General features: G+C 33.6%; 18 protein-coding genes, 1 tRNA gene and 5 pseudogenes. 8 read left to right on the top strand and 16 right to left on the bottom strand.

Features of this window, described 5'->3' with window-relative positions; genetic code table 11:
• Positions 1-217 precede the first annotated feature (217 nt).
• The gene (locus tag JSQ73_RS00740; RefSeq protein ID WP_214249355.1) at positions 218-736 is read right to left on the bottom strand and encodes a GNAT family N-acetyltransferase; all 519 of its coding nucleotides are present in this window, start codon (positions 734-736) and stop codon (positions 218-220) included.
• Positions 737-752: 16 nt separating this feature from the next.
• Between JSQ73_RS00740 and JSQ73_RS00735 the strand changes: the two genes are divergently transcribed.
• Together JSQ73_RS00735 and JSQ73_RS00730 are read left to right on the top strand one after the other, a co-directional pair.
• The gene (locus tag JSQ73_RS00735) at positions 753-1511 is read left to right on the top strand and encodes an MFS transporter (protein ID WP_234301782.1); all 759 of its coding nucleotides are present in this window, start codon (positions 753-755) and stop codon (positions 1509-1511) included.
• Between the two features lie 135 nt (positions 1512-1646).
• Positions 1647-1805, top strand: a pseudogene (locus JSQ73_RS00730) (transposase); the annotation flags it as partial.
• Positions 1806-2630: 825 nt separating this feature from the next.
• On the opposite strand, the pseudogene JSQ73_RS00725 reads toward JSQ73_RS00730, so the two are convergent.
• Positions 2631-3459, bottom strand: a pseudogene (locus JSQ73_RS00725) (Mur ligase domain-containing protein); the annotation flags it as partial.
• A gap of 26 nt (positions 3460-3485) precedes the next feature.
• Between JSQ73_RS00725 and JSQ73_RS00720 the strand changes: the two are divergent.
• Positions 3486-4154: a septal ring lytic transglycosylase RlpA family protein gene (locus JSQ73_RS00720; RefSeq protein WP_214249388.1), complete on the top strand. Its 669-nt coding sequence runs from the start codon at positions 3486-3488 to the stop codon at positions 4152-4154.
• Between the two features lie 223 nt (positions 4155-4377).
• On the opposite strand, the gene JSQ73_RS00715 is transcribed toward JSQ73_RS00720, so the two are convergent.
• Positions 4378-5013 carry a hypothetical protein gene (locus tag JSQ73_RS00715; RefSeq protein ID WP_214249387.1) on the bottom strand — a complete coding sequence of 212 codons (636 nt, stop codon included), beginning with the start codon at positions 5011-5013 and terminating at the stop codon, positions 4378-4380.
• Between the two features lie 161 nt (positions 5014-5174).
• Here JSQ73_RS00715 and ubiH point away from each other — a divergent pair, with 161 nt between their 5' ends.
• Positions 5175-6332: a 2-octaprenyl-6-methoxyphenyl hydroxylase gene (ubiH, locus tag JSQ73_RS00710; RefSeq protein ID WP_214249386.1), complete on the top strand. Its 1158-nt coding sequence runs from the start codon at positions 5175-5177 to the stop codon at positions 6330-6332.
• Between the two features lie 231 nt (positions 6333-6563).
• On the opposite strand, the gene JSQ73_RS00705 is transcribed toward ubiH, so the two are convergent.
• Positions 6564-7502: a type 1 glutamine amidotransferase family protein gene (locus JSQ73_RS00705; RefSeq protein WP_214249385.1), complete on the bottom strand. Its 939-nt coding sequence runs from the start codon at positions 7500-7502 to the stop codon at positions 6564-6566.
• Between the two features lie 60 nt (positions 7503-7562).
• Positions 7563-7635 (bottom strand) — tRNA-Phe (locus JSQ73_RS00700).
• Positions 7636-7709: 74 nt separating this feature from the next.
• Here JSQ73_RS00700 and coaD point away from each other — a divergent pair.
• Together coaD and JSQ73_RS00690 are read left to right on the top strand one after the other, a co-directional pair.
• Positions 7710-8216, top strand: a complete 507-nt coding sequence (gene coaD / locus JSQ73_RS00695) for a pantetheine-phosphate adenylyltransferase (protein ID WP_214249384.1) — start codon at positions 7710-7712, stop codon at positions 8214-8216.
• Positions 8217-8287: 71 nt separating this feature from the next.
• Positions 8288-8497, top strand: a complete 210-nt coding sequence (locus tag JSQ73_RS00690) for a zinc-finger domain-containing protein (RefSeq protein WP_214249383.1) — start codon at positions 8288-8290, stop codon at positions 8495-8497.
• A gap of 14 nt (positions 8498-8511) precedes the next feature.
• Here JSQ73_RS00690 and JSQ73_RS00685 read toward each other — a convergent pair whose 3' ends face one another.
• The 7 genes and pseudogenes from JSQ73_RS00685 to JSQ73_RS00655 form a co-directional block, all read right to left on the bottom strand.
• A complete protein-coding gene (locus JSQ73_RS00685) occupies positions 8512-9138 on the bottom strand; it encodes a phosphatidate cytidylyltransferase (RefSeq protein WP_214249382.1) in 627 nt (208 codons plus the stop codon).
• Positions 9128-9823 carry a polyprenyl diphosphate synthase gene (gene uppS / locus JSQ73_RS00680; RefSeq protein ID WP_214249381.1) on the bottom strand — a complete coding sequence of 232 codons (696 nt, stop codon included), beginning with the start codon at positions 9821-9823 and terminating at the stop codon, positions 9128-9130. The genes JSQ73_RS00685 and uppS overlap by 11 nt, the downstream gene beginning before the upstream one ends.
• Positions 9824-10058: 235 nt before the next feature.
• Positions 10059-11984 carry a hypothetical protein gene (locus tag JSQ73_RS00675; protein WP_214249380.1) on the bottom strand — a complete coding sequence of 642 codons (1926 nt, stop codon included), beginning with the start codon at positions 11982-11984 and terminating at the stop codon, positions 10059-10061.
• Between the two features lie 66 nt (positions 11985-12050).
• Positions 12051-12194, bottom strand: a pseudogene (locus JSQ73_RS00670) (IS5/IS1182 family transposase); the annotation flags it as partial.
• A gap of 109 nt (positions 12195-12303) precedes the next feature.
• Positions 12304-13236: pseudogene (locus tag JSQ73_RS00665) on the bottom strand (IS256 family transposase).
• A gap of 244 nt (positions 13237-13480) precedes the next feature.
• On the bottom strand, positions 13481-13936 hold the full coding sequence (mlaD, locus tag JSQ73_RS00660; RefSeq protein ID WP_214249931.1) for an outer membrane lipid asymmetry maintenance protein MlaD: 456 nt from the start codon (positions 13934-13936) through the stop codon (positions 13481-13483).
• Between the two features lie 2 nt (positions 13937-13938).
• A complete protein-coding gene (locus tag JSQ73_RS00655; RefSeq protein ID WP_214249930.1) occupies positions 13939-14244 on the bottom strand; it encodes an NADH-ubiquinone oxidoreductase subunit NDUFA12 family protein in 306 nt (101 codons plus the stop codon).
• Positions 14245-14308: 64 nt separating this feature from the next.
• Here JSQ73_RS00655 and JSQ73_RS00650 point away from each other — a divergent pair, with 64 nt between their 5' ends.
• Positions 14309-15757: a proton-conducting transporter transmembrane domain-containing protein gene (locus JSQ73_RS00650; protein ID WP_214249929.1), complete on the top strand. Its 1449-nt coding sequence runs from the start codon at positions 14309-14311 to the stop codon at positions 15755-15757.
• A 45-nt stretch (positions 15758-15802) separates the two neighbouring features.
• Positions 15803-16906 carry a rod shape-determining protein RodA gene (gene rodA / locus JSQ73_RS00645; RefSeq protein WP_214249932.1) on the top strand — a complete coding sequence of 368 codons (1104 nt, stop codon included), beginning with the start codon at positions 15803-15805 and terminating at the stop codon, positions 16904-16906.
• Positions 16907-16954: 48 nt separating this feature from the next.
• Here rodA and JSQ73_RS00640 read toward each other — a convergent pair whose 3' ends face one another.
• The 4 genes and pseudogenes from JSQ73_RS00640 to JSQ73_RS00625 all read right to left on the bottom strand — a co-directional run bounded on the left by JSQ73_RS00640 (position 16955) and on the right by JSQ73_RS00625 (position 22360).
• Positions 16955-18196: an IscS subfamily cysteine desulfurase gene (locus tag JSQ73_RS00640; RefSeq protein WP_214249928.1), complete on the bottom strand. Its 1242-nt coding sequence runs from the start codon at positions 18194-18196 to the stop codon at positions 16955-16957.
• Between the two features lie 170 nt (positions 18197-18366).
• Positions 18367-18945, bottom strand: a pseudogene (locus tag JSQ73_RS00635) (ankyrin repeat domain-containing protein); the annotation flags it as partial.
• Between the two features lie 319 nt (positions 18946-19264).
• Positions 19265-20698, bottom strand: a complete 1434-nt coding sequence (gene terL / locus JSQ73_RS00630) for a phage terminase large subunit (RefSeq protein WP_214249926.1) — start codon at positions 20696-20698, stop codon at positions 19265-19267.
• Positions 20699-21355: 657 nt separating this feature from the next.
• Complete coding sequence (locus JSQ73_RS00625) at positions 21356-22360, bottom strand: NAD(P)/FAD-dependent oxidoreductase (RefSeq protein WP_214249925.1); 1005 nt, start codon at positions 22358-22360, stop codon at positions 21356-21358.
• Positions 22361-22525 lie beyond the last annotated feature (165 nt).

Below are 22525 nucleotides of genomic sequence, written 5' to 3'. Positions count from 1 at the left end.
TTTTCCAATTAATCAAGTTCATAGTTAGTTAAAAAAGATTCACTGAGTGCCAAAATTTGTTCTTATATAGGACTTAATAATGATATTTTTACGATTAAATTATGTTAAGTTTGTATAAAGCTCCTTGTATATTGTTATAAACCACTTGTAGTAATTTAGGTAGATTGTTGAAAAAACACTCATCTTGAATGGTTTTCAGGAATTCTTGCCTTAATCATTAAAATCGCACTATCACTTTCCATAATTTTTTAAAGCCAACTTTTTCGTAAACACGGATTGCACAAACATTTGCTATACCTGGGTCAACAAAGGCATTCTCATAAACTTTAAAGACAAATTTGTTTAAAAATATATTCAAAGCTTGTGAACCAACTCCTTTACCTACATAATTCAGCTCTCCGATATACCAGTCTATAGCAGCACAACTTTCTGGAAGTTCTAAAGTGTTATAGACCTGTTCAGGTGGGAAATCATGTTTGTTGTAATATTGAATATAACCAATATCAACTCCATCACAATTAATAATGAATGCGTGCATTGGTTTTTCAATAATTTGTATCTTAGATTTTAAACATTTGAATCCTTTAACGTAGTTGCTATATTTTTTCTCAATTAACTCTGGTGTCCAATTTATATCCGCATCCCACCACTTCTTTATATGGGGCGTCTCTACCCATTTTAATAATAGTGAAAAATGTTCTTCTTTCAACGCTTTAAATGTGATATTTTTATTCATTAATTAAAGATTTTAAGTGTTACTACCGTTTTTATTAATTCTATCTCTACTTGCTAAGTTCATTGAAATTGATATTTCTGTACCTAGTTTTCCTGATATAGTACGCTATTTTAACGTACCGGAAGGCACAATTCAATTAACTATTGCTTACAATTTTTTAGGCGTTTGCATAGGAGGGTTATTTTTTGGTCCATTGTCTGAATGCTATGGCAGAAGAAGGATGATGATCATAGGCAACACTTTGCTACTCATCGGTGCTGTTGGCTGTGTTTTTGCGCTGTCAGTTTCTTGGCTTTTAATCTCTCGCTTTATTCAAGGCATTGATGTTAGCACATCTGTAGTTGTGTTTGCAATTATTGCAGACAGCTATAAAGGCAACGAAGCAGTAAAATTTATTGGAATCATGAATTCTATTCTCACAGTTCTCATAGCAATTGCACCAGTATTAGGTAATTTCATCAACAAAATTGTTGGGTGGCGTGGCAACTATGCAAGTGTTGCAATACTTTGTTTCATCTCTTGGGTTTTGCTGCTTTTTCTGTTACCAGAAACAAAAAAGGACCGTGATATTTTTAGTCTAAAAAAAATGATGAAAGATTATAAAAATTATTATCAAGTTCAAAATTTATGGTGTTGTCTTTGGCACAGAGCCTTTTTTCTGCGGCTTATATGTCATTCATTACTTGTGGCCCTTTTTTGTATATGGAAACTTTTGGTTTATCCAGCACTATTTATGCGCTACATCAAGGTGCAATGGTTGGGTCTTTCTCACTAATTAGCCTGTTTTTCAGTAAGATCTAAGAGACTGTACATGATCTCAAAAAAGGGATAGAATGAGAGGATAAAGTAGGATATGGGAAGTTTATATCCAAGTGATATAAGTCGAGGAAAGTTTGAGATTATTGTAGCACACACCTTTGCTGTATTGCCAAAAAGATGGGTTGTTGAGAGATCTTTTGCTTGGTTGCAAAAATGTAGGCGACTTTGGAAAAATTGCGAGCGGAAACTCAACACTAGCCTGCAAATGGTCGTTCTTGCTTTTACTTCTTTCCTCCTCAAAAGATTATGAACAGGTTCTTAAAGAAACTTGGAGCAATTTGGTGTGTAATTTTCGGTACAGGCATAATTGTTATTGGATTCCTATCACTTTTAATATTCAGTATAATCATGCCCAGTGCTTACTACTTACTAACGCTATCTATGGCTATTTTTTGTATTGGCTGTGGAATTTGTCAAGCAGTCATTTTCAATGCATCATTAAATATTTTCCCTGAAATGAAAGGCACAACTTCTTCTGCAATTTCATTTATTAGAGCTTCTATCATGGCTATTTTTATCGGCTTAACAAGCTACGTTTACGATGGTCAAGCAACCAGTGTAGCTATTCTTGTTTTTTTGCAGTAGTTCTAATTTACTGTCTATTTATTGTTTTCAAGGTCTGGAAAAATCTATAATCACCATATAGATCCTTCTCATTTCTAGTTATTGCGGTAATATGTATTGTAACTTTGCCGGCTGCTCTAGATGTATCTCTTCCAAATCACCTAATCTATATTAGTTAAAGAGTATTATCTTGCTCATGCGTCTAAAGTTTGAGAGCCAATTTTCAGCAATCCAATCAAATTCCAATTTTTTTCAAACAACTGTTTCTTGCTATTTTTGTACCTTAAAAAATTTAGCTTACTTTTACGCTAGCTTGTTCAAATAGCATTAGTATGATTTACTTTTTTTGAATGTAGAGATTTTCTAGGGATTGTCCTCTTAAATTCTATAGTATCTTGTTTAACATTGAAACGAGAATCCAGTTTCAAGCATTGAGGTGATGAAGAAAGGGCTGCTTTTATTCCATCCCTCTCAACTACTCGAGTAGTGGACAATGGAATACGATTACTTTCGTTTATACTAATCAGCACGTCAAATTCTATGCTATTATTGTGTTGTTTGATATTGCTAGCTCTAATTTTACCATTTCCAAACCAAAACTTTATAGAATTACTCGCATCATGATTGATGTCTGCAGAATCAGGCAAAATAGCAAAATTCGCGTTGTTTACAAATCTAGAAAACGCATTTTTGATTTTGTTAAATGTACCGTAATGGTCTATATGGTCATCATTAATACTTGTTACAACAGCAATATCTGCAGGAATTTTTAACATAGTTCCATCAGACTCATCAGCCTCAATTAAGAAAATGTCACTTTTGCCAAGTTTTGCATTACTCTGATAGGAATTTAATATTCCTCCAACAATTACAGTGGCGTCAGCACCAGAATGATCAAAAATGGAAGCAATCATAGCTGTCGTCGTCGTCTTACCACTTGAACCTGAAACTGCTATCACATATTTACCTTTCATAATTTTAACCAGCATGTCTGATCTATGCAAAACGGTTTTATTGTTATTTCTTGCTGCAACTAGCTCCACATTATCAGGTTTTATTGCGGAAGAATGTACAACTATTTGAGCTTGTCTAATACTACTTGCATCGTGACCAATATAGACCTCTATACCTAATTTTTGTAACCTATCTATATTGTCGTTTGATCGCGTATCACTGCCTTGAACTTTATAACTGGAATTATGAAGAATTTCAGCAATTGCGCTCATTCCAATTCCACCTATACCGATTATATGTATTACTTCTTTTTTAGTGCTGTGCATATTTGGCAGTAGACGTTTACTTATTACTAAATTTAGTATAGTATAATTTAAAATCCTCATGGTATCGAACCATTTCACTAAGTACAATGATAAAAAAACTAGCCTTTCTATGTCTAATATTCGTTTTGATGAGTAGTTGTAGTTTTAGCAATAGGTGTAATCACACCGCAGGTCATTATAAAATTGGCAATAGCTATACAATAAATGGTATCACCTACCACCCAAAATACTGTAGCTGTTATGAGGAAGTAGGAATAGCATCGTGGTATGGAATAGAAGATCATGGCACAATTACAGCTAACGGTGAAGTGTTTAATTGTCACTTGATTTCTGCAGCACATAAGACCTTGCCCCTACCCTGCTTTGTTCGTGTTACTAATTTAGAAAATGGAAGAAAGCTTGTTATAAGAGTTAATGATAGAGGGCCATTTGTTGAAGGTAGAATAATAGACTTGTCAGAAAAAGCAGCACAAGTTTTAGGACTTCATAAGTCTGGGCTTGCGAAGGTAAAAGTCGAGTACTTAAGAAAGAGGTCAGAACAATTGATACAAAATACTCCTCATTACAAAAGGCAATATGAAAAAGAAATGCAGAAACGTCACCCAAAACAAAACAATGCAGAAAGTAAGGGATATGTAGCATTTTTTGTAAACGCTCAGGTAGCTAAATCAGCTGCATCAAAGCTTCGTAATCAAGGAATAGAAAATGTTAGATTGCTTTTCAAGAATGATCAATATTGCGTAAAAGTAAGTTAAAACTTGCATTACAGATTGTGTAGCATGCCAGAAACTATTTGACAAATGAGAATGTTCCAAAAGCATGTGCGTCAAGTTGAGAAACTATCGTGAAATATAGCAATATTTAAGATTGGTATTTTATTTGTTACATTTCAGGTAGTGACAGCTACCTCAGCTATAGCCGTAAAAAACAATCTACCACTTAAGAAATTTCATTAAAAAATAGCATAATCTTATTTCTCTAAAAAATACTATCTTCAACTTGAATATGTTGAAAAATATTTTGCGTATTATCCAAAAAGTCATCCTTTATAGCAGCTAGCTCGGATTGTTTTTGAGATAGATTATCTTCTATTGTTCTATTAAAACAATCAAGATCATTGCACTTTAGTTGAGAGCGCATGTCTCCATTTTCATATAAATCTCGTATAACGTCGTAATATGCTCGAGTTTCATCAGTTTCTGGTTGTTGCTTTTCTTTGAGTATTGCCTTTAATTTTGAATCTATGTCTAATTCTCTTTTTATAGCTTCAGTAGCATTTTTATGATATTTTTCATAATCTTCAAAACTTTTTAATATTTTACCTTTTATTTCATTTTGTAACATCTTTAGCAAATCTTTAGCATGAGGTTTTTCAATTTTTTCCTTCCACTCATCATACGTATATTCTTTTCGACTACCATATTTTGTATCTGGACACTCACTTCCTATGTTAAACAGCTCTTTTTTACAGATTTCATCACCCTGATAAAAGTAATCGCTTATATTAATTTTATCGCTAGTTAAAGTTTGTCTAATTGCTGCTTTATTTTCTGCAAGTTCTTCTCTGTACTTGCTAATGCAATTTAGTAATTCTTTTTTGCAATCTGTAGTCATAATCTAGCTCCTTTAATAAAATTAGACCTAATTTAGTGTAAAATAATTAATATTTTATTACTATTTTGGTTATAACTAAGATAGTAATGAGAAGTTCAGTGTCTACAAAGTTCGTTTAAACTATTTTTAAAATGGGTAGAATGTAATTTTAGGTTAATAAAATGAATTACGATGTAATCATTTCAGGTAGTGGGCTAATTGGTCTTATTACTGCTATTGGCCTGAGTAATGACTCTGTATCTGTAGCCGTAATTGAGAAAAACAGTTTACCACGTGCAATTGATGATAATCGAGCATTCGCTATTTCTCAAGGATCAAAAAAAATACTAGAAAAATTAGGGATTTGGTGCCTCTTAGAAGGCGAAGCTGAATCAATACTTGATATATGCATATTAGATGGAAATAGCCCATTTACTGTGCATTATGATCATAAAATGGTCGGTGAAGAACCAATGGGTTATGTAATCAAGAGCGCTATTATATGGAATGCAATCAATAATAATTTTTTGCATAAACTCAATATATATTCTCCACGTTCCTATAAAACAATCTCTTGTGACGAAGGATACATGGAAGTTACTCTTGATAATGATCAAAAATTGATATCATCACTATTTATCTGTGCTGAAGGTAAAAACTCTAAGCTGCCAGAGCTGTTTTCTATACCAATGATAAAATTTGGTTATAAACAAAATAGCATGATATTTAATGTAAAACATGAACTACATCACCAAAACTTAGCTGTAGAGAGGTTTTTTTCTGGTGGTCCGTTTGCAATTTTGCCAATGAAAGGTGGCTATACTTCTTCAATAGTTTGGACAGAAAAATGCGAAATTTCGAAAATGCTAATGAGCTTATCCGAAGAGGAATTTGTCATAGAACTCAAAAAAAGATTTGGTTCTTATTTGGGAGAAATTGAATTAGAGGGTGAAAGAAGACTTTATCCTTTGAGTTTTTCTTTCGCGAGGAAGTTGCATAAAAGCAGAATTTTGCTGATTGGCGATGCAGCACATTCAATCCACCCGGTTGCAGGTCAAGGACTTAACCTTGGAATGAGAGATGTAGAGAGTGTTATTAGACAAATAACTGCTGCAAAATCCTCTGGCATTGATGTTGGCAGTAATTATCTATTGAAGAAAATTTCACGTGATAGATACTTTGATAATTTTACTATGGCACTTGCAACTGATGGACTAAATAGAATATTTTCCAACAGAATACTTTGCGTTAAAGTTCTGAGCAATCTTGGTTTAATGGTAGTTGAAAATTCAGATTTTCTTAAAAAAAGCTTCGTTCGACATGCTATGGGTTTTATATAAATCATTAGATTTCTTTCATCATAATCAGGTGTCATTAGAGTAGTTGACACTAGAGCCCAAATTCCATAATGTCATGCCAGTGCCCAGACACTGGCATCCAGAAAAATTTATAAGCAAACTTGAGCTTATGCTAATTTTGATGAAATGAAAAACTGGATTCCAGCATCACGCACTGGAATGACAAGAAAAAGAGTACTGGCATGACATTAAATGATTTTCCTTATTTTAGCATTAAACGCGATGAAGAAAATCATTTATAATTGCTATAGCAACTAGTGTTGAAACCTGACGTACCTTTTGGCTTGACAAACGAGAGTTTTTATCTGATTTGACAACAAGGGCTTCTAGATGACTTTGAAAGTAAATATTACTATGCTTATCTTCGATAGCTTCTATTAACCCGTCATTGGCAAATGCTGCAATTTTATATCCAAGTAGCTCTAGCCTTCTTCTATTCTCTGTAGTATTACTTACTGTACCTGAATGAGCATTCGGAAAATAAGTTGAAAACCAGCCATTTTGATTAGGTAGTAAAAATCTAGCTACCACTTTTTCCAAACTACTACCTGGAACAATTTTTATCTGCTGAAGAGGTATATTCTCTTTTTGTGGATAGGATGATGATTTTAAATGATTCTTCTCATCATTAACAACATTTGTTATTTCAATTTCTTTTGCATTCATAATGTCTTGTAAACTACTGCATATGGCAAGCAAATGAATTGTAGGATTGTCATCTACTATTTTTACAATTGCTTCATTCACAAGCTGACGGTAAGGGTTAAGAGCTGAATGAAAGTTATCTGAAATAAATATTCTGTTTATCTTTTGCTCTTTGATAAATTTTTCAACTTCAACCTTTATTCGATCTAGTATCAGCTTTTTTGCCAATATTTCATCTTGTTTTGCGAACTCTTCTTGGATTTCTTTTAAATTAATTATTTTGTCATAGTCAATGAATATAGTTTTAACCCCAAAATTATTGAATATCTCATAGATATTTTGAGATTCATCTGTTTGCAATAAACCAACAATTATATTATAATTTACTGCATTTTCCGCTGTCAAAGCAGATAATTCTTTGTTTACTTTTTCACTATAAGCGATATTACTTAATAGTAGAAATGTAATTAACAGTATATTAAATATTCTATTGTAACATTTAGACATTATTTCCTGAATAATTGTATTAATATTATAATATATTATAGAACATTAAGAAAAAGAATGTGGCCTGAGCAGGAATCGAACCAGCGACACAAGGATTTTCAGTCCTTTGCTCTACCAACTGAGCTATCAGGCCAACTACGTACTTTTATTTTTAGACAAAAAACGTTATTATGTCCATCAAAAGTTTTTGAAGTATAGAAACAAAAAATGAACATTAATAACAAAATAGGAATTTATCCTGGTACGTTTGATCCTATAACTTTTGGGCACCTTGACATAATAAAAAGAGCATGTAAGCTAGTCGATAAGTTGATAGTTGGTGTTGCAGAAAATGTTAACAAACATACTGCCTTTAACATAAAGCTACGCACAAGCATGGCTGAAAATGAAGTTAAAGGAGCAGAAATTAATGCAGATGTTATATCTTTTAATGGGTTGCTCGTGAAGTTTGCCAAAGAGCAAAATGTCTCTGTTATTATCAGAGGACTGAGGGCAGTATCAGATTTTGATTATGAATTTCAAATGAGTTGGGTAAATTATAAGCTCTCCCATGAAATCGAAACCATATTTCTTCCTGCATCTGAAGATAATCAATTCATCTCATCAAGTTTTGTGAAAGAAATAGCGAGATTAGGAGAAGATGTCAGCAGCTTTGTATCACAAAATGTCCAAACCGAATTGATTAATCTAAATAGGGTAAAAAATGGAGAATAAGTATTTATTGTCTTTTTCATTTCCAAACGAGTATGTTCGATGTATAAAATACTATAAATTAAAGGAGCGAAATGTCAGAAGTGAGGGATAATAATCTAATAGTTTGCTGCCGTGGTGATGAGAATGATGATGGTTCTGGTCATCCAGTAGTATATTTACATAAAGAAGGAGAAATGTATTGTCCTTATTGCAGTAAGCCCATGAGTCAAATAGTAAACTCCGAAGAATTTCAATCTATTGAGGTGAAAGCAGTGAATAGAAAGGAAAGGACCAAAGGTTAATAGCACTTCATTCTTTAGCTTATGTAAATAGCAATAAAGGGGGCAGTAAAGATGAAACTGTCCATACGGTCAAGTACTCCTCCATGGCCAGGTATTATACCTCCACTATCTTTAACATTGTAAACTCTTTTTATGAGTGATTCAGTAAAGTCTCCAAGTTGGCCTAGAATAGCAATTGTAAAGCCAATTATTGGGGAATAGAAAATTGGAAATAAACTCAAAAATATTGAGCCAAAAATTGTACAAAATACTCCAGCTAAAACTGCACCTAAAAGCCCTGACCAAGTCTTTCCAGGACTAATAATTGGGCAAATTTTAGCACCACCAAAGTTTTTACCAAATAGGTAAGCGGTAATATCGATGCTCCAAATGGTTAAGATAAGCCATATTAATTCATATTTTCCCTGTGGTAGATTATATAAGTATATCAGCGATGCATTTGGTAGTGCAATGAGTAGTAATGCAAAAATGTATAAGATACTATTGCCTTTAGTTAGTTTATACCATTCAAAAGAAGATAGAACCGCAATTGAAAAGATTAGTAGATAAAATGATAAATCACTGAAATATGTAGCAAAAGAAAATATCAGTAATATTACTATTGAAGACAGTGTTCTCACCATAAAATTATTATCTACCATATTTTTTCTCTCTCTTTGTATAATCTGCTAATGCTTTACTCAAATCTTGACAAGAAAAATCAGGCCACAAAGTATCACAAAAATACAATTCAGCATAAGCTGCTTGCCATAGTAAAAAATTGCTTAACCTTTTCTCGCCACCAGTGCGAATTAATAAATCCAATTTTGGTAAATCTTTAGTATACAGAAATTTTTCAAATTCCTCTTCCAATACGCAATCAATATTTCCTTTTATGACGTTGTTGATAGCATGTATAATTTCCTGCTTTGCTCCATAACTAACTGCAACAGTGAGTAATAGACCATCGTTCTTATGTGTCACTTCTTCTGCTTTTTTGATTTGATCGAATATTTTACTGGGCAATAGACTTAAATTGCCAATAAAATTTAACTTAATGTTACAATTGCAAATGAAATTGATTTTGTTTTCATTAGTTAAAGCGGAGTAAAATAAATCAAATAGGTAGTCTGTTTCGTTTTCAGGTCTGAGCCAATTTTCCATGGAAAATGTATACAAAGTTAAGTAAGGTATGGCTAAGGTTGTGCAATGTTTAGCAATATCAAATGCAACTTCACTGCCTTTTCTATAACCATCAATTTTTACCATTCCTTGATTGTTCGCCCATCTACCATTACCATCCATAATAATTGCTAGATGTTTTGGCAGAGATTCTAGATTTAACATTTGAATTCAACCTGTTCTAATTAGCTTAATGTCTATATCTCTGTATGAAACGTTCACTATATCCACCTAAAACTATATTATTACTGAAAAATCATTGATAGTCTATATTATAAAAATTTTCTAAACCTCGGTGTCAGCTGCCAGTGATTTTACCAAAAAAATATAGTAAAAATAGTCTGATATAGATGGTTTTACGATATAGTAAAATTATTATAAATAAATGAATTTAGTGTTATTAGAAATACTTAGCTCTTTTATGTGGATTGATATTCTCAATAACCTGCTCTAAAGATAAATTATATAATTTTGACACAGGTTCTTTGCATTCAATATATCTTTCAAATGTAAGGAATGGTACAAGTGAATTTATATTTATGTCCTGCTCTTGAGAAAGATCTTTACCGCCTAAGAAAATCCCTGAGAAAGGATATTGAGTATATATGCTCAGCTCTTGGGGAACATATTTAATTATATCTTCGTAAATACGGTCCTTGTTGTTCAAGTAATCGATATTAATATCTGTAATTTTACCAGCTTTACGCAGGAGTATAGCAAGCCTCAAAGTCGACTTTACGCTAGGTTTAAAATTTTTAAATATATTGAAAAATACCTTACCAGTAACATTATCTGTTATTGCTTTTAGCTCTTTAGTGGTAACAGAATTGATCTTCTCAACAGCATTTTGATCTTTTAGTAGTGTTATAATCCTTTTGTCATTCAAGCTTGCATTATCAAGTAGAAGTCGAAATTTTTCAGTATCAATAGAATCGATAAAATTCCGACTTTTTAGTAAATCCATAACCATGGAGCGATCAAATTTACTACTACTAGATATAAGTTCAAGTTTTTCAAGATCGATAGAATTGACTAGAACGAATAGACTATGATCTTTTAGTATTTCTCTAACATCTGTAGAATCAAACTTAATGCTTTTGCATATAATTTTTAATCTATTATCATCAATAGAATGGAGTTGAGGTAATGAAGTCTTTAGTATTTCTGCAATCTCTTTATCTGTAAAAAAATAATCACTTTTCATGATACTCACTTTACTCTCATCAAGAGAATTGATTTGATCAAATAAACTCTGATCTTTCAGTAAATTCATAATATATCCTTGATCAGAATACTTAAATATTAAGTCAAATATTTTACGATTCATCGAATTGATGCGTTCAACAACTTCCTGATTTTTTAGTAATTCTATAATAATGGTATAATCAAATTTCCTAAATACGGATTTAGATTTTCCAGGATCAATCAAATCGATAAGCTTAACAAATTCTCGGTCTTTTAGTACTTTTATAATATATTCACTACTAAACCTATCACTTTTAATTATGTATTTAAGCAGTTCTTCACTAATAATATTGATGTTCTCAGCAATTCCCTTGTTTTTTAGTAGTTCTACAATAACATTGGTATCATTAAACTTATCACTATTAAGTATGATTTTAGATTTTCCAGGATCAATCAATTTGATAAGCTTAATAAATTCTCGATCTTCTAGTGCTTTTATAATATGTTCACTACTAAACTCATTATTCTTAACTATTTGTTCAAACAGTTCTTCACTAAGAAGGTTGATGTTCTTAGCAACTTTCTTATTTTTTAGTAATTCTACAATAATATTGATATCATCAAACTTACCACTATTAAGTATGAGTTGAAATCTTTCAGGAGCAACCGAATTGATGCGTTCAAGAATTTCCTTGTTTTCTAATAATTTTGTAACATCTTCATCACTAAGCTTACTACTTTCAAATACACATTTTAGTATTTCTTCATTAAGATAAAACTGAGCATCATCAACATGTTTTTCATTAATTCCTTTATTTCTTAGTGCTTCTTTAGCGAAGTTATTCGGATCATTTTTTTCATCTTCCTCGTAATCAAAATTATCATAATATCCATAATCTTCTTCATTCTCCTCACTACCACTACTTTCGAATTCATTGTTGATATTGCAAACCTTCCCACCTTTTAGTATTTCTAGAATATTGTGCTCCGCAGGTGCATCATTTAGCATGGACCTAAACATTTCATCATCATCATCGTTGATGTGATTAACAATGCTCTCATCTAATAGTAATTCTTCAATACCTTTGTGACTAAACTTATTATGATACTTGCATAAGATTTTAAGCTTACTGTAATCCATTGAATTGATGCCATCAACAACTCTTTGATTTGATAGTAATTCTCTGTTATAAGTCTTAGATCTTGTTCATAATCTTTTCAGAAGCAAAGCAGCGAAAGCAAGAACGACCATTTGCAGGCTAGTGTTGAGTTTCCGCTCGCAATTTTTCCAAAGTCGCCTACATTTTTGCAACCAGGCAAAAGAAGATCTCTCAACAACCCATCTTTTTGCTACTGCTGTTTTACTCTCTCCTTCATCTAACGCCTGCATGGCTTTTTTCCTTAAGTCATAACTGTATGCTGCTGGCACTTTTACCTTCTTATTACCCTAAGTCTCTATTTTATCCTGTTTCCACTATTATTAGAAGGGCTATATATTTTTCTCCCCATTTTTCCTCTAGCTCAAGCAAATAATTTTCGGCAGTTTCTCTACTTGCAGCACGGTATATTTTTTTTAAATCATTCATGAAAATTTTCACATCTTTGCTCGATGCATATTTCAGTGAATTTCTTATCTGATGTACAATACATAGTTGTATTTCTGCTTTAGGAAATACACTGTTTATTGCTGTAGGAAAGCTTTTTAGCCCATCTACACATACAATCAGGATATCTTCTACTCCTTTCTTTTTTAAGTCATTTAACATCCCTAGCCAAAAGTTAGCTCCCTCACTTTCTGCTATATAAAAACCTAAAACTTCTTTCTTTTCATTCTGCTAATATATTCTACATGTATTTACTTACGCAATGACTGTCTTCTTTGATCTTTAAAAACCATAAACACTATTGGATACACTGATTGTAGTGGACGACTACGCAACTCATTGATTACAGGCAATAATTTATCAGTAATACTTGATATCTCTGCTACAGATATTTTATATCTCTTCTACATGCGACGCTATATCTCTATATACCATGCCACTGGCATATGTACTTAAAACCTTTGCTTTAAGTTCGGTTGTTTGCCTTTTTCTGACTAATTGTGGCTCAAAGCTTCCTTCCCTATCTCTTGGTGTCAATAACTCAAATGAACCTACACTTGTCCGTAAAGTCTTTGAATTTCTTCAATTTCTTCGGTTATTTTCTTCGCTTTTAGCCGACAAGTGATTTTTTATTTCACCTTCCATACTCGCTTCCAGTAGCCTTTTTACAAACGGTGTTAATGCACCATCTCTTTCCGTCAATGATCTTCCTTCTTGTATAGACGATAAGATATTTGTTTCTAATTCTTTATAGTCTACCAAACCGGTAGTTCTGTTTGCTTGACTCATTGTCAAATCTCCATTTTTTGTTTCTATTTTGTTGTTACTTCTCGGTTTGATACAGTTTATTTAACACTTCCCTAAGTACGTAAAAAAAACACTCCTATACTGAAAGTACAAGCATTTGTTGAGATTATTAGGAATGTAAAACCTAGCAGAAATCTTGATAGTTCAAACGCTGAACAACTTCAAGCTATTGATAGAAAAATCCCTTAATTGTACACAGGCCAAATTGGCTTATGTGTTCTTATTCTCACTTTGTAAACATGCCAATAATTTTATCCACTATTCCACCCATATTTGCTTCAGCTTGAGTATACGCTATTTTACCACCGTGTGAAATTAATTTAGGATCTGAACCAGGTGATATATTAACAAATTTACTACCAACAACTCCACTGCTAGCGATTAGAGCTGAGCTATCAATTGGCAACTTTATGTCTCTGCTTATGCACATATCGATTCGTGCTATGTAAGTAGCTTTGTCAAGCGATACACCAGTTATGCTTCCGATTTCTACACCAGAGATCTTGACACTATCACCAACCCCTACACCGTTAGCATCAGTAAAAAGGCCATGTATTTTATAGCAATCCTTATAGTTTATCTTTATGTAAGATAGCTTATTAATAGCGAAGAAGACAAGAAAAATAGTGAAAATTAATACAAATGATCCAGCAATTATTTCAAGTATATTTGACCTTCGCATCTTTAATTATTAGGATTCCAGCTTTCATAGTAGTTTTTCACCTTTTGATTTGGGTAGTATGCACCTTTCGTACTTGTTAAATTAGGAGTTTTTCTTTTGTTATTATTAACTGGTACTTCATTATTAGTATAATGCAGCCATATATGCCATTCTGGAGGAATTGTTGTGGGCTCAGAAACACTACCATATATTACCCATCTTTTCCCTTTGCTTGACTCATAGTAAGAATTTCCGTTTTCATCCCTACCTATAAGTTTACCTTTTCTCCTTAATAAGTTTGTTACTGCATTATAAACTTTAGATAACATAAAGGTATTAAAACAAAAAGTATTATATATACTAATACTTTAACGATGTATTAACAACAGTTTAATGCAATTACCAATTCTACAAGTTATTATACTAATAATTGCATCGATGTTCTGCTTTCTTACCAGGAAACATAAGGTGTCCTGGTTTATCTCTTTTTTTACAACGGCAGCTACTTTTTTTATTTCATTAATGTTGCTAGTGAAAACATACAATGGTGAAATTATAACTTATTATCTTGGAGATTGGGCTCCTCCATACGGAATAGAGTTGAGAATCGACATATTGAACTCCTTGATTCTAACTTTGGTGAATTTTATAGCTCTTATTAGCGTGCTTTATAGCTTTTATATTAACGAAAAAGAAATTAGCAAAAACAAGATCACTGGTTTTTACTCTCTATTTCTACTGTGCTTAAGTGGACTGCTCGGGATTCTAGTAACAAACGACATATTCAATCTTTATGTTTTTTTGGAAATTTCATCTCTTTCTTCTTATGTATTAGTTTCAATGGGAAGGGACAAAAAAGCCCTGATTGTAGCATTTGAATACCTCATTAGTGGTACTGTAGGAGCAACATTTTACTTGTTTGGCATCGGCCTTTTATACTCTATGACCGGAACGCTCAACATGTCTGACATGGCTGAAAGAATAGTACCATTATACGATAATAACATCATAAGACTTGGTACATTATTCATTTTTGTTGGTCTCTCAATCAAAATGGCACTATTTCCACTCAGCAGATGGCTGGTTAACGCATATAGTGAAGCACCTAGCTTCGTTAGCGTATTCTTTTCAGGTACAGTAACAAAAGTGATGATATATGTTTTTATCAGAATCTTTTACACTGTTTTTCAGCAAAATTTTTTCTTACCACTGCATAATGTGATAATTATCCTCGCACTTTGCGCTATTGTATTTGGATCAATATCTGCAATAATCGAAAAAGATATAAAAAGACTGTTTGCTCACTCCAGTATCAGTCAGATTGGCTATATACTTTTAATGCTGGGTTTAAATTCAAAATCAGGTTTGTTTTCAGCAGTTCTTCACATAGTAAATCATAGCATGATAAAAACGTCTTTATTCATGGTCGCAGGGTGTATTTCTTATAAAGTTGGTATGACAAAAATAGAAAATTTATCAGGACTAAAAAAGTCAATGCCCTATACAACACTCGCATTTACTCTACTTAGTTTAGCATTAATCGGTGTACCCTTGACAAATGGCTTTGTAAGTAAGTGGTATATGATGCAAGCAATTCTTGAATCTCATGCATGGGTCTCTCTGATGGTTTTTGCTGTTAGCTCTTTTTTTGCATTAGTATACATTTGGAAAATGGTTGAGAAAATGTATTTTGAAAACAGTACAGCATCAAACGCTGGAATTACACTTAATGAAGTACCATTGCTTATGCTCTTTTGTCTATTATTTATGGCAATTTTAACGGTAATAACTGGGATATATAGTAATCCAATTCGGTTGGTAATTAATAAATTTGCTTTTTGATTTTCTTATGTTTTATTGTATCTAAAAGTCTGTAAAGTTTTTGCTGTGGATAAGCTGAAGAAGATTCACTTATTATTAGTCATGAACGTAATAGCTCTGTTTTGCGTTGGCATTGTTGTTCAATATTCTTCTGCTGGAGGAAAGTGGGCTCCATTTGCAATTCACCAATTGGTCATATTCTCTTTCTTCCTTTTGCTTGCTATAGCTATGTCATTTATAGAGCTAGATTTTTATTTGAAGCACGCTTATTTTTTTTACATAGCAGCAGTGATTGCGCTGTTAGCAGTAAATTTTTTTGGCTCGCATATAATGGGTGCAACGAGATGGATAAGAATTGGGTCAATTAGTTTACAACCATCAGAATTTGTAAAAGTGGGCTTAATACTTGCACTTGCTCGTTATTTTAATAAACAAAGTGTGTATAAAATGATGAAATTTCAAAGTTTATTTAAGCCACTTATAATTATTTTCTTACCTGTATTGCTTGTATTGAAGCAACCTAATTTAGGAACAGCTGTAATAATATTGTTTATAGGAGCATCAATTATATTCACAGCAATAATGGAAAGACCTCATTTAATAATTTTTGGAACGCTTGGCATTTTCGCAATACCAGCTATTTGGCCTTTTTTGCGCCCTTATCACAAGCAAAGGATATTATCATTTTTGGATTCATCAGTAGATCCACTTGGAATAGGTTATAATGCACAGCAATCTCAAATAGCTATTGGTTCAGGAGGTTTGTTTGGTAAGGGATTTGTTAATGGGAGTCAAACTCAACTTGGATTTTTGCCAGAGAAACGCACAGATTTTGCTTTTGCGGTACTTAGTGAGGAATGGGGGTTCTTAGGCAGCATGGCTTTGATTTTACTCTATACCACATTGCTTGCTATAATATTCTCCATTGCTTACAGGTCAAAAAATTACTTTTCTAAGTTAATATCTATCGGGGTTTTCGCCTTTTTTGGTGCTCATTTCTTTATAAACATTGGAATGACAATAGGCCTATTACCTATAATAGGTGACCCACTTCCATTTCTATCCTATGGCGGAAGCACAACTGCTGCGAGCTTAATATGTATAGGATTGCTACTTAGTTCCGTGACATCTACAAAGGACTTAAAGCTAAGTTTCCGATTTTACCCATAGAAAGAGCTTAGACAACCATCACTCTGCTAATGGTTAACGTCTTATTCTTCAATGAGAATCCCATTTTACGGTGCTTAAATCTATTCCCTCTTGTACCATTTCCAAAAGTGGGCTCATCTCTCTTAGCCGTCCAACATTTTTAGTAACAAGATCTGTCGCGTATAGAACTTCATCTTTAGTTGTAAATCGGCCAAGGCCAAATCTAATTGATGAATGCTCAAGATCGTGGCCATTGTTTAGTGATCTTATGACATAAGAAGGTTCAAGAGATGCGGATGTGCATGCAGAACCAGAGCTTACTGCTAAATCCTTGATTGCCATGATAAGAGACTCACCCTCAACATAAGGAAAACTTAAGTTAAGGTTACCTGGAATCCTATTTTCGTAGTCACCATTTAAAACAACATCAGGAAATGCCTCTTTTATTTTGTTGTACAAAATATCTCTCAACTCTTCTAATTTGCTTGCTTCTATTTCCATTTCTTCTTTGGCGATACGTGCCGCTTCACCAAAACCAACTGCAAGGGGAGTAGGAACTGTTCCAGAGCGCATGCCTCTCTCCTGTCCACCACCACTAATTAGTGGCGTCAACCTAACACGAGGATTTTTTCTACGGACATATAATGCACCTATTCCCATAGGTCCATAAATTTTATGGCTAGAAAGGCTCATAAGATCAATGTTCATTTCATTTACGTCTATTGGAACTTTTCCAAAGCTTTGGGCAGCGTCTGTATGAAAAAATATATTATGCTTTCTACACATTGCACCAATTTCTTTGACAGGTTGCATTACTCCGATTTCATTATTTGCCATCATCACTGAAATCAGAATTGTTTTATCAGTGATTGCCTTCTCAAGTTTCAACAAATCTATAATTCCGTTTTGCTTAACGGACAAATATGTAACTTTAAAGCCTTCATTTTCCAGATGTCGACAAGAATCTAAAACACACTTATGCTCCGTGCAGACAGTTATTATATGATTTGCCTTATTCTTATAAAAATGAGCAACACCTTTGATAGCCATGTTATTTGATTCGGTTGCACCCGAGGTAAAGACGATTTCTTTGCTGTCTGCATTCACTAAATCAGCAATGTGCTTCCTTGCTTTTTCTACTGCTTCCTCAGCTGTCCAACCAAATGAATGACTACGAGAGTGTGCATTACTAAACTCACCAAAATAAGGTATCATCACCTCCAAAACACGAGGATCTACTTTAGTAGTAGATTGATAATCGAGAAATATTGGTAATTTTATTTTAGCATTGCGTATTTTTTCCATATTCATAGTCAGGTTTCAGCATATAAGTTACAATATTTAGTAGCACTAAAGCTTAATTTTTTCAAGATATAATCTTGCCTAAACGAAAGTTGTCAGCGCTCTCTCTTACGTTATTCCAGTGTCCCTGTAATGTCATTTTCTATGATCAGTGTTTATGTAGTTAGGTCGAATACGCGCTAGGTAGCCCTACTAGTGCTAGCAGCTTCTTGACGCCCATCCATTAAGACTGCTACTCCATCAATTTTAGTACTGGGCTTTAACATCATATATGTAGCACCACCAACTGCTAGTCCTATTGCTATAACTGCAACCACTGCTATTAGTGTAGAGGGTTTTGACTCAGCTGTAACTATTCCAGTTGCAGAAAGTGCTTTCCCTATTAAAATACCTGATAATGCAGTTGTACTACCTGCAAAAAAACCTTTCGCAATTGCTGATGTACGTTGTTTTTCCTCTTTAGCTAAATTCCTAGAAGCAGTTCTAGCATGATTTTTCACATTAACATAGGAGCCTTCACGTTTTTTTGGCGGAGTAAATACATAATCTCTTCGAATAGCCAAAGATAAAGGTGTCACTCCATAGTCATCTTGTATATCAACATCCGCACCGTTTCTTACGAGAGAGTATAACACGTCTTTATGATCAATTCTAAGAGCTAAATGTAAAGGTGTCTTTTTATTTTTATCTTTTATATTAAAATCTATCCCTTTTGTTACTATTAAAGCCTTTGTCAAGCTCTTATAGCCTAACTTAGCAGTTAAATGTAATAATGTGAATTCATTATCTCCAACTTCAAATTTATAATTTACATAAAAATTACTCTCTTCCCACTGTTTAAATACCTATTCGTTGCTTGCCTTTAGCTCTTCTTTTACTTTTTCAATTACGTTCCTTTTATCTAATTTATTATCATTATTAACCATACTTAATATTTCCTGCCACTGCTGATAATTTATTGTCATAACTTTTACTTCTAATCTTAAATTATATATTTAATTATTATATACTTATAGTAAGAAATCAATATTTCTTTTAAAGATGCAGCAAGAAAGAATTCTCTTATTGCCTCTTGAATCAAAATGTTCGTATAGCTGCAACCCTGAAGCTACTATCTCTCATCCACTTAAGGTATTGCACAGCGCTATCTACTTGATCGTCGTGGCGGGTTTCTGGAAACATTAAAATCTCATACTCAAAATCGCTGAGCCATACTGCTTGGTGTGGCAGAAAAACCTTGCCAGATTCTATTATCGGAACAATTTGGTGGAATCGAGCAAGTTTGCCACTTTGTGGCACTATCCCGATAACAGGTATTGCCTTTAGCTCTTGAATCAATTGCTGACCACTCGTTTTTGTTTCGATTAAAATTGCGTGTGGCTTCCATCTTGCAGCTAGTGATAGAACTTGTTCTTTAAGTTTTGGATACTCAAGCTTTGCACGGTACACATCGAGTAAATAAAACTTATTATTCACCTTTGTCCAGGTAGTGCAGACACTAAAGCCGCTAGAATCGTTTGTTGAAATAGCAGTGTCCCAGCTCTGAGTTATATGTGAAAGATTTTTAGGAAAATTTCTATAGCATTTCAACCATTCTTGCTTAATTATACCACTTGAAAGTGGCAGAGGATTTTGTTGATATTGAGCAGCAAAAGCGTAACTCCCAAATTCAGCCTTTATCATTTCAATTTTTCCTATATCTAGGGGATATAGCAGCTGACCTTCCTTTTTTAAGTATAAAATCCTTGAAGATGTAGCGCCTGTTGAGCTTTTGCACTCATTTGTAATTACTTGAATAATAGGAACAGGAGAAGGGAGAATTGATCTTTTGATTGAATAGATAATTTCCTTATTTTTAGAAATCATTGGCAAACAAACATGATGCCATATATTTTTCGGCTTGGAGAGAAGATGACCAGTTAAATCTTCCTGATGTAGTCTGTGCATTACAACAACGATAACTCCTTTTTTCCTGTCATTGAGCCTAGTTACTAAAGTCTGATCAAACCAATTTGTAGCACGTTTTCTAAACGTTTTACTCAAAGCTTGAGAGGAGCTCAGTGGATCATCTACGACGATAAAATTTCCACCTTCACCAGTCAGTGTTCCACCAACAGATGTTGCAATTCTACATCCTCTCTGCACTGTTTGAAATTTATATTTAGTGTTCTGGTCTTTGCATAGTTCTACCTCTGGAAATAGCGCTCTATACCAACTAGACTGCATTACGCATCTGGTGTCGAGCGAATGCTTTTCGCTAAGCCGCTGAGAATAGCTTGCAACTATTATTCTTGCGGTTGGCTGATTACCAAGTATCCATGCAGGCCATGCAACACTCACGCACATAGACTTCATCGAGCGCGGAGGCATATTGAATATTATTCGCTTCACTTCACCAACACTTGCTGCTTCAATCCTGTCTGCTATGATTTTTATATAATGATAATTGTTATACTCACACCCCGGCATTACCGTTTGAAAGCATAGTTCGATAAATTTTAAAAAGTTCATGTTAGTCTCCTATAGTGTTAGTGGAATTTACTTTATGGTGGTGTCAGCCTCTTTGGTTTCATCTCAGCGTCCTTTTTCTTGTCATCTAAGTAGCCCTTTTCTTGTCATTCCAGTGTTTGACACTGGAATCTAGTTTCACCTTATGATGGTGTTATTCAAGTAGCCTCTATCCAAGTGTCCATTTGGTGTCATCCGAGTAGCTGACACTGGTTTCTTACTAACAAAACCTAGCATAACTTTTGTTCTCAAAAGATTTCTGGATTCCAGCATCAAGTGCTGGCCTGAAGCTTTAGTTATAAGTATTAAGAAATTTACCAAATAAAAAAAAAGGGAAAAGAAACCCCGTGTGACGAGTTTTGACCCTATAATAATGTAAATTGGCATTGTAATAATGTGCTAACGCTTATTTAAAGCGCGTTTTGGCTGAATGTAGAAAAAATAAAAAGACATAAAGCCGCTATAATTTTTGTGTAATTTGCCAATAAATATCTGAGTTTTTTTACTGAATTTTGTCATTGAGCCTGCAGGTCAAAAACAAGGATAAATACTCTTATTGTCATGGTAAGGGAGTTGGGGAAATTTGTAAAGTAATCTTTTTCGTTTGTATTCCCTTATGCTTGAGATAACTCTATGTAGGTTCATGGATCTCCTTACTCTTTAATTTCCATGAATTCCCTTTGAAGTTGAATATTGAAAATTAACTGGAGAATTGTGAATTACTTTGTATATGTGATAACAAGCCATGGCGCTCTCAGCAAAGCCATTTAGTATCAATTTTAGTTTGCCTGGATAAGTAGCTATATCTCCGATTGCATATATTCTATCTTTACTGGTTCTAAGTGTAGCTGGGTCGACAGTTATGCGGCCATGTTCTAACTCTATACCCCAACTGTTTATTGGTCCAAGATTCACTGACAATCCAAAAAATGGCAGCAAAAAATCAGCGGATATTTCTTTTTCTTCCTTAGAGGCAATGTTTTTTACTATCACTGCGCTCAATTGCCCATTACCTCCTGCTAGTTTGTGTAATTGATATGGAACTACCAGTTCTATCTTTCCATTATTTTCAAGTGATTCTAATTTATTTCTAGTTTCAGGAGTGCAGCGAAATTCCTTTCTTCTATGTATCACATAAATTTTCTTTGCAACTTTAGAAAGTTCTACAGTCCAATCAGCTGCAGAATCCCCCCCCCCTGCAATGACTATAGTTTTGTCCTGAAAATCAGAAATTTTATTTACATTATAAAATACAGATTTATTTTCATATTCTAATATACCCCTTAAGGGTGGACGGTTAGGTTCAAACATTCCGTTACCTGCAGCAATGATAACGGCTTTGCATTTTACCTCTGTACCTATGTTCGTTATGATAGTAAAGTTTTCACCTTCGTTATTTGAAATCTTTTCCACTTTTTGACTTAAATGGTAAACAGGCTCAAACGGTGAAGCTTGCTCCATTAGTCGCTCAATTAATTTTTGGGCAGTAATTACAGGATAACCAGGTATATCATATATTGGCTTTTCTGAGTAAAGAGCTGTGCATTGTCCTCCTGCTTGATCCAAAACATCTATTACATGACATCTCATATCAAGCATTCCCGCTTGAAAAGCAGTGAATATTCCAACAGGCCCTGCACCTATTATTACGATATCGGTTTCCATATTCAGATGGTGATCTATTTATAGATATTAGCTTTCTTTGCTAACAAGGTCAATTTACAAAGGGATGTATTTTTAAAAGATGTGGCTAGATTAGATAAGATTTCCAGCGTTATGAATCACATAATCCAAATAAGCTCTAAAAATCAGCTATCATAGCGAGATGCT

Source organism: Wolbachia endosymbiont of Anopheles demeilloni, assembly GCF_018491735.2.
GTDB lineage: Bacteria > Pseudomonadota > Alphaproteobacteria > Rickettsiales > Anaplasmataceae > Wolbachia.
Note: the sequence above shows the minus strand (reverse complement) of the source record. Positions and strands in the feature narration are given on the sequence as shown.

Bases quoted from the DNA above. Each gene is read 5' to 3' on its own strand.
- uppS (WP_214249381.1), bottom strand. From the start codon at position 9,823: ATGTTAAATCTAGAATCTCTGCCAAAACATCTAGCAATTATTATGGAT.
- JSQ73_RS00740 (WP_214249355.1), bottom strand. From the start codon at position 736: ATGAATAAAAATATCACATTTAAAGCGTTGAAAGAAGAACATTTTTCA.
- mlaD (WP_214249931.1), bottom strand. From the start codon at position 13,936: ATGCGAAGGTCAAATATACTTGAAATAATTGCTGGATCATTTGTATTA.
- JSQ73_RS00640 (WP_214249928.1), bottom strand. From the start codon at position 18,196: ATGAATATGGAAAAAATACGCAATGCTAAAATAAAATTACCAATATTT.
- ubiH (WP_214249386.1), top strand. From the start codon at position 5,175: ATGAATTACGATGTAATCATTTCAGGTAGTGGGCTAATTGGTCTTATT.
- terL (WP_214249926.1), bottom strand. From the start codon at position 20,698: ATGAACTTTTTAAAATTTATCGAACTATGCTTTCAAACGGTAATGCCG.
- coaD (WP_214249384.1), top strand. From the start codon at position 7,710: ATGAACATTAATAACAAAATAGGAATTTATCCTGGTACGTTTGATCCT.
- JSQ73_RS00690 (WP_214249383.1), top strand. From the start codon at position 8,288: ATGTCAGAAGTGAGGGATAATAATCTAATAGTTTGCTGCCGTGGTGAT.
- JSQ73_RS00625 (WP_214249925.1), bottom strand. From the start codon at position 22,360: ATGGAAACCGATATCGTAATAATAGGTGCAGGGCCTGTTGGAATATTC.
- JSQ73_RS00675 (WP_214249380.1), bottom strand. From the start codon at position 11,984: ATGGATTACAGTAAGCTTAAAATCTTATGCAAGTATCATAATAAGTTT.
- JSQ73_RS00720 (WP_214249388.1), top strand. From the start codon at position 3,486: ATGATAAAAAAACTAGCCTTTCTATGTCTAATATTCGTTTTGATGAGT.
- JSQ73_RS00650 (WP_214249929.1), top strand. From the start codon at position 14,309: ATGCAATTACCAATTCTACAAGTTATTATACTAATAATTGCATCGATG.
- JSQ73_RS00715 (WP_214249387.1), bottom strand. From the start codon at position 5,013: ATGACTACAGATTGCAAAAAAGAATTACTAAATTGCATTAGCAAGTAC.
- JSQ73_RS00705 (WP_214249385.1), bottom strand. From the start codon at position 7,502: ATGTCTAAATGTTACAATAGAATATTTAATATACTGTTAATTACATTT.
- JSQ73_RS00655 (WP_214249930.1), bottom strand. From the start codon at position 14,244: ATGTTATCTAAAGTTTATAATGCAGTAACAAACTTATTAAGGAGAAAA.
- JSQ73_RS00685 (WP_214249382.1), bottom strand. From the start codon at position 9,138: ATGGTAGATAATAATTTTATGGTGAGAACACTGTCTTCAATAGTAATA.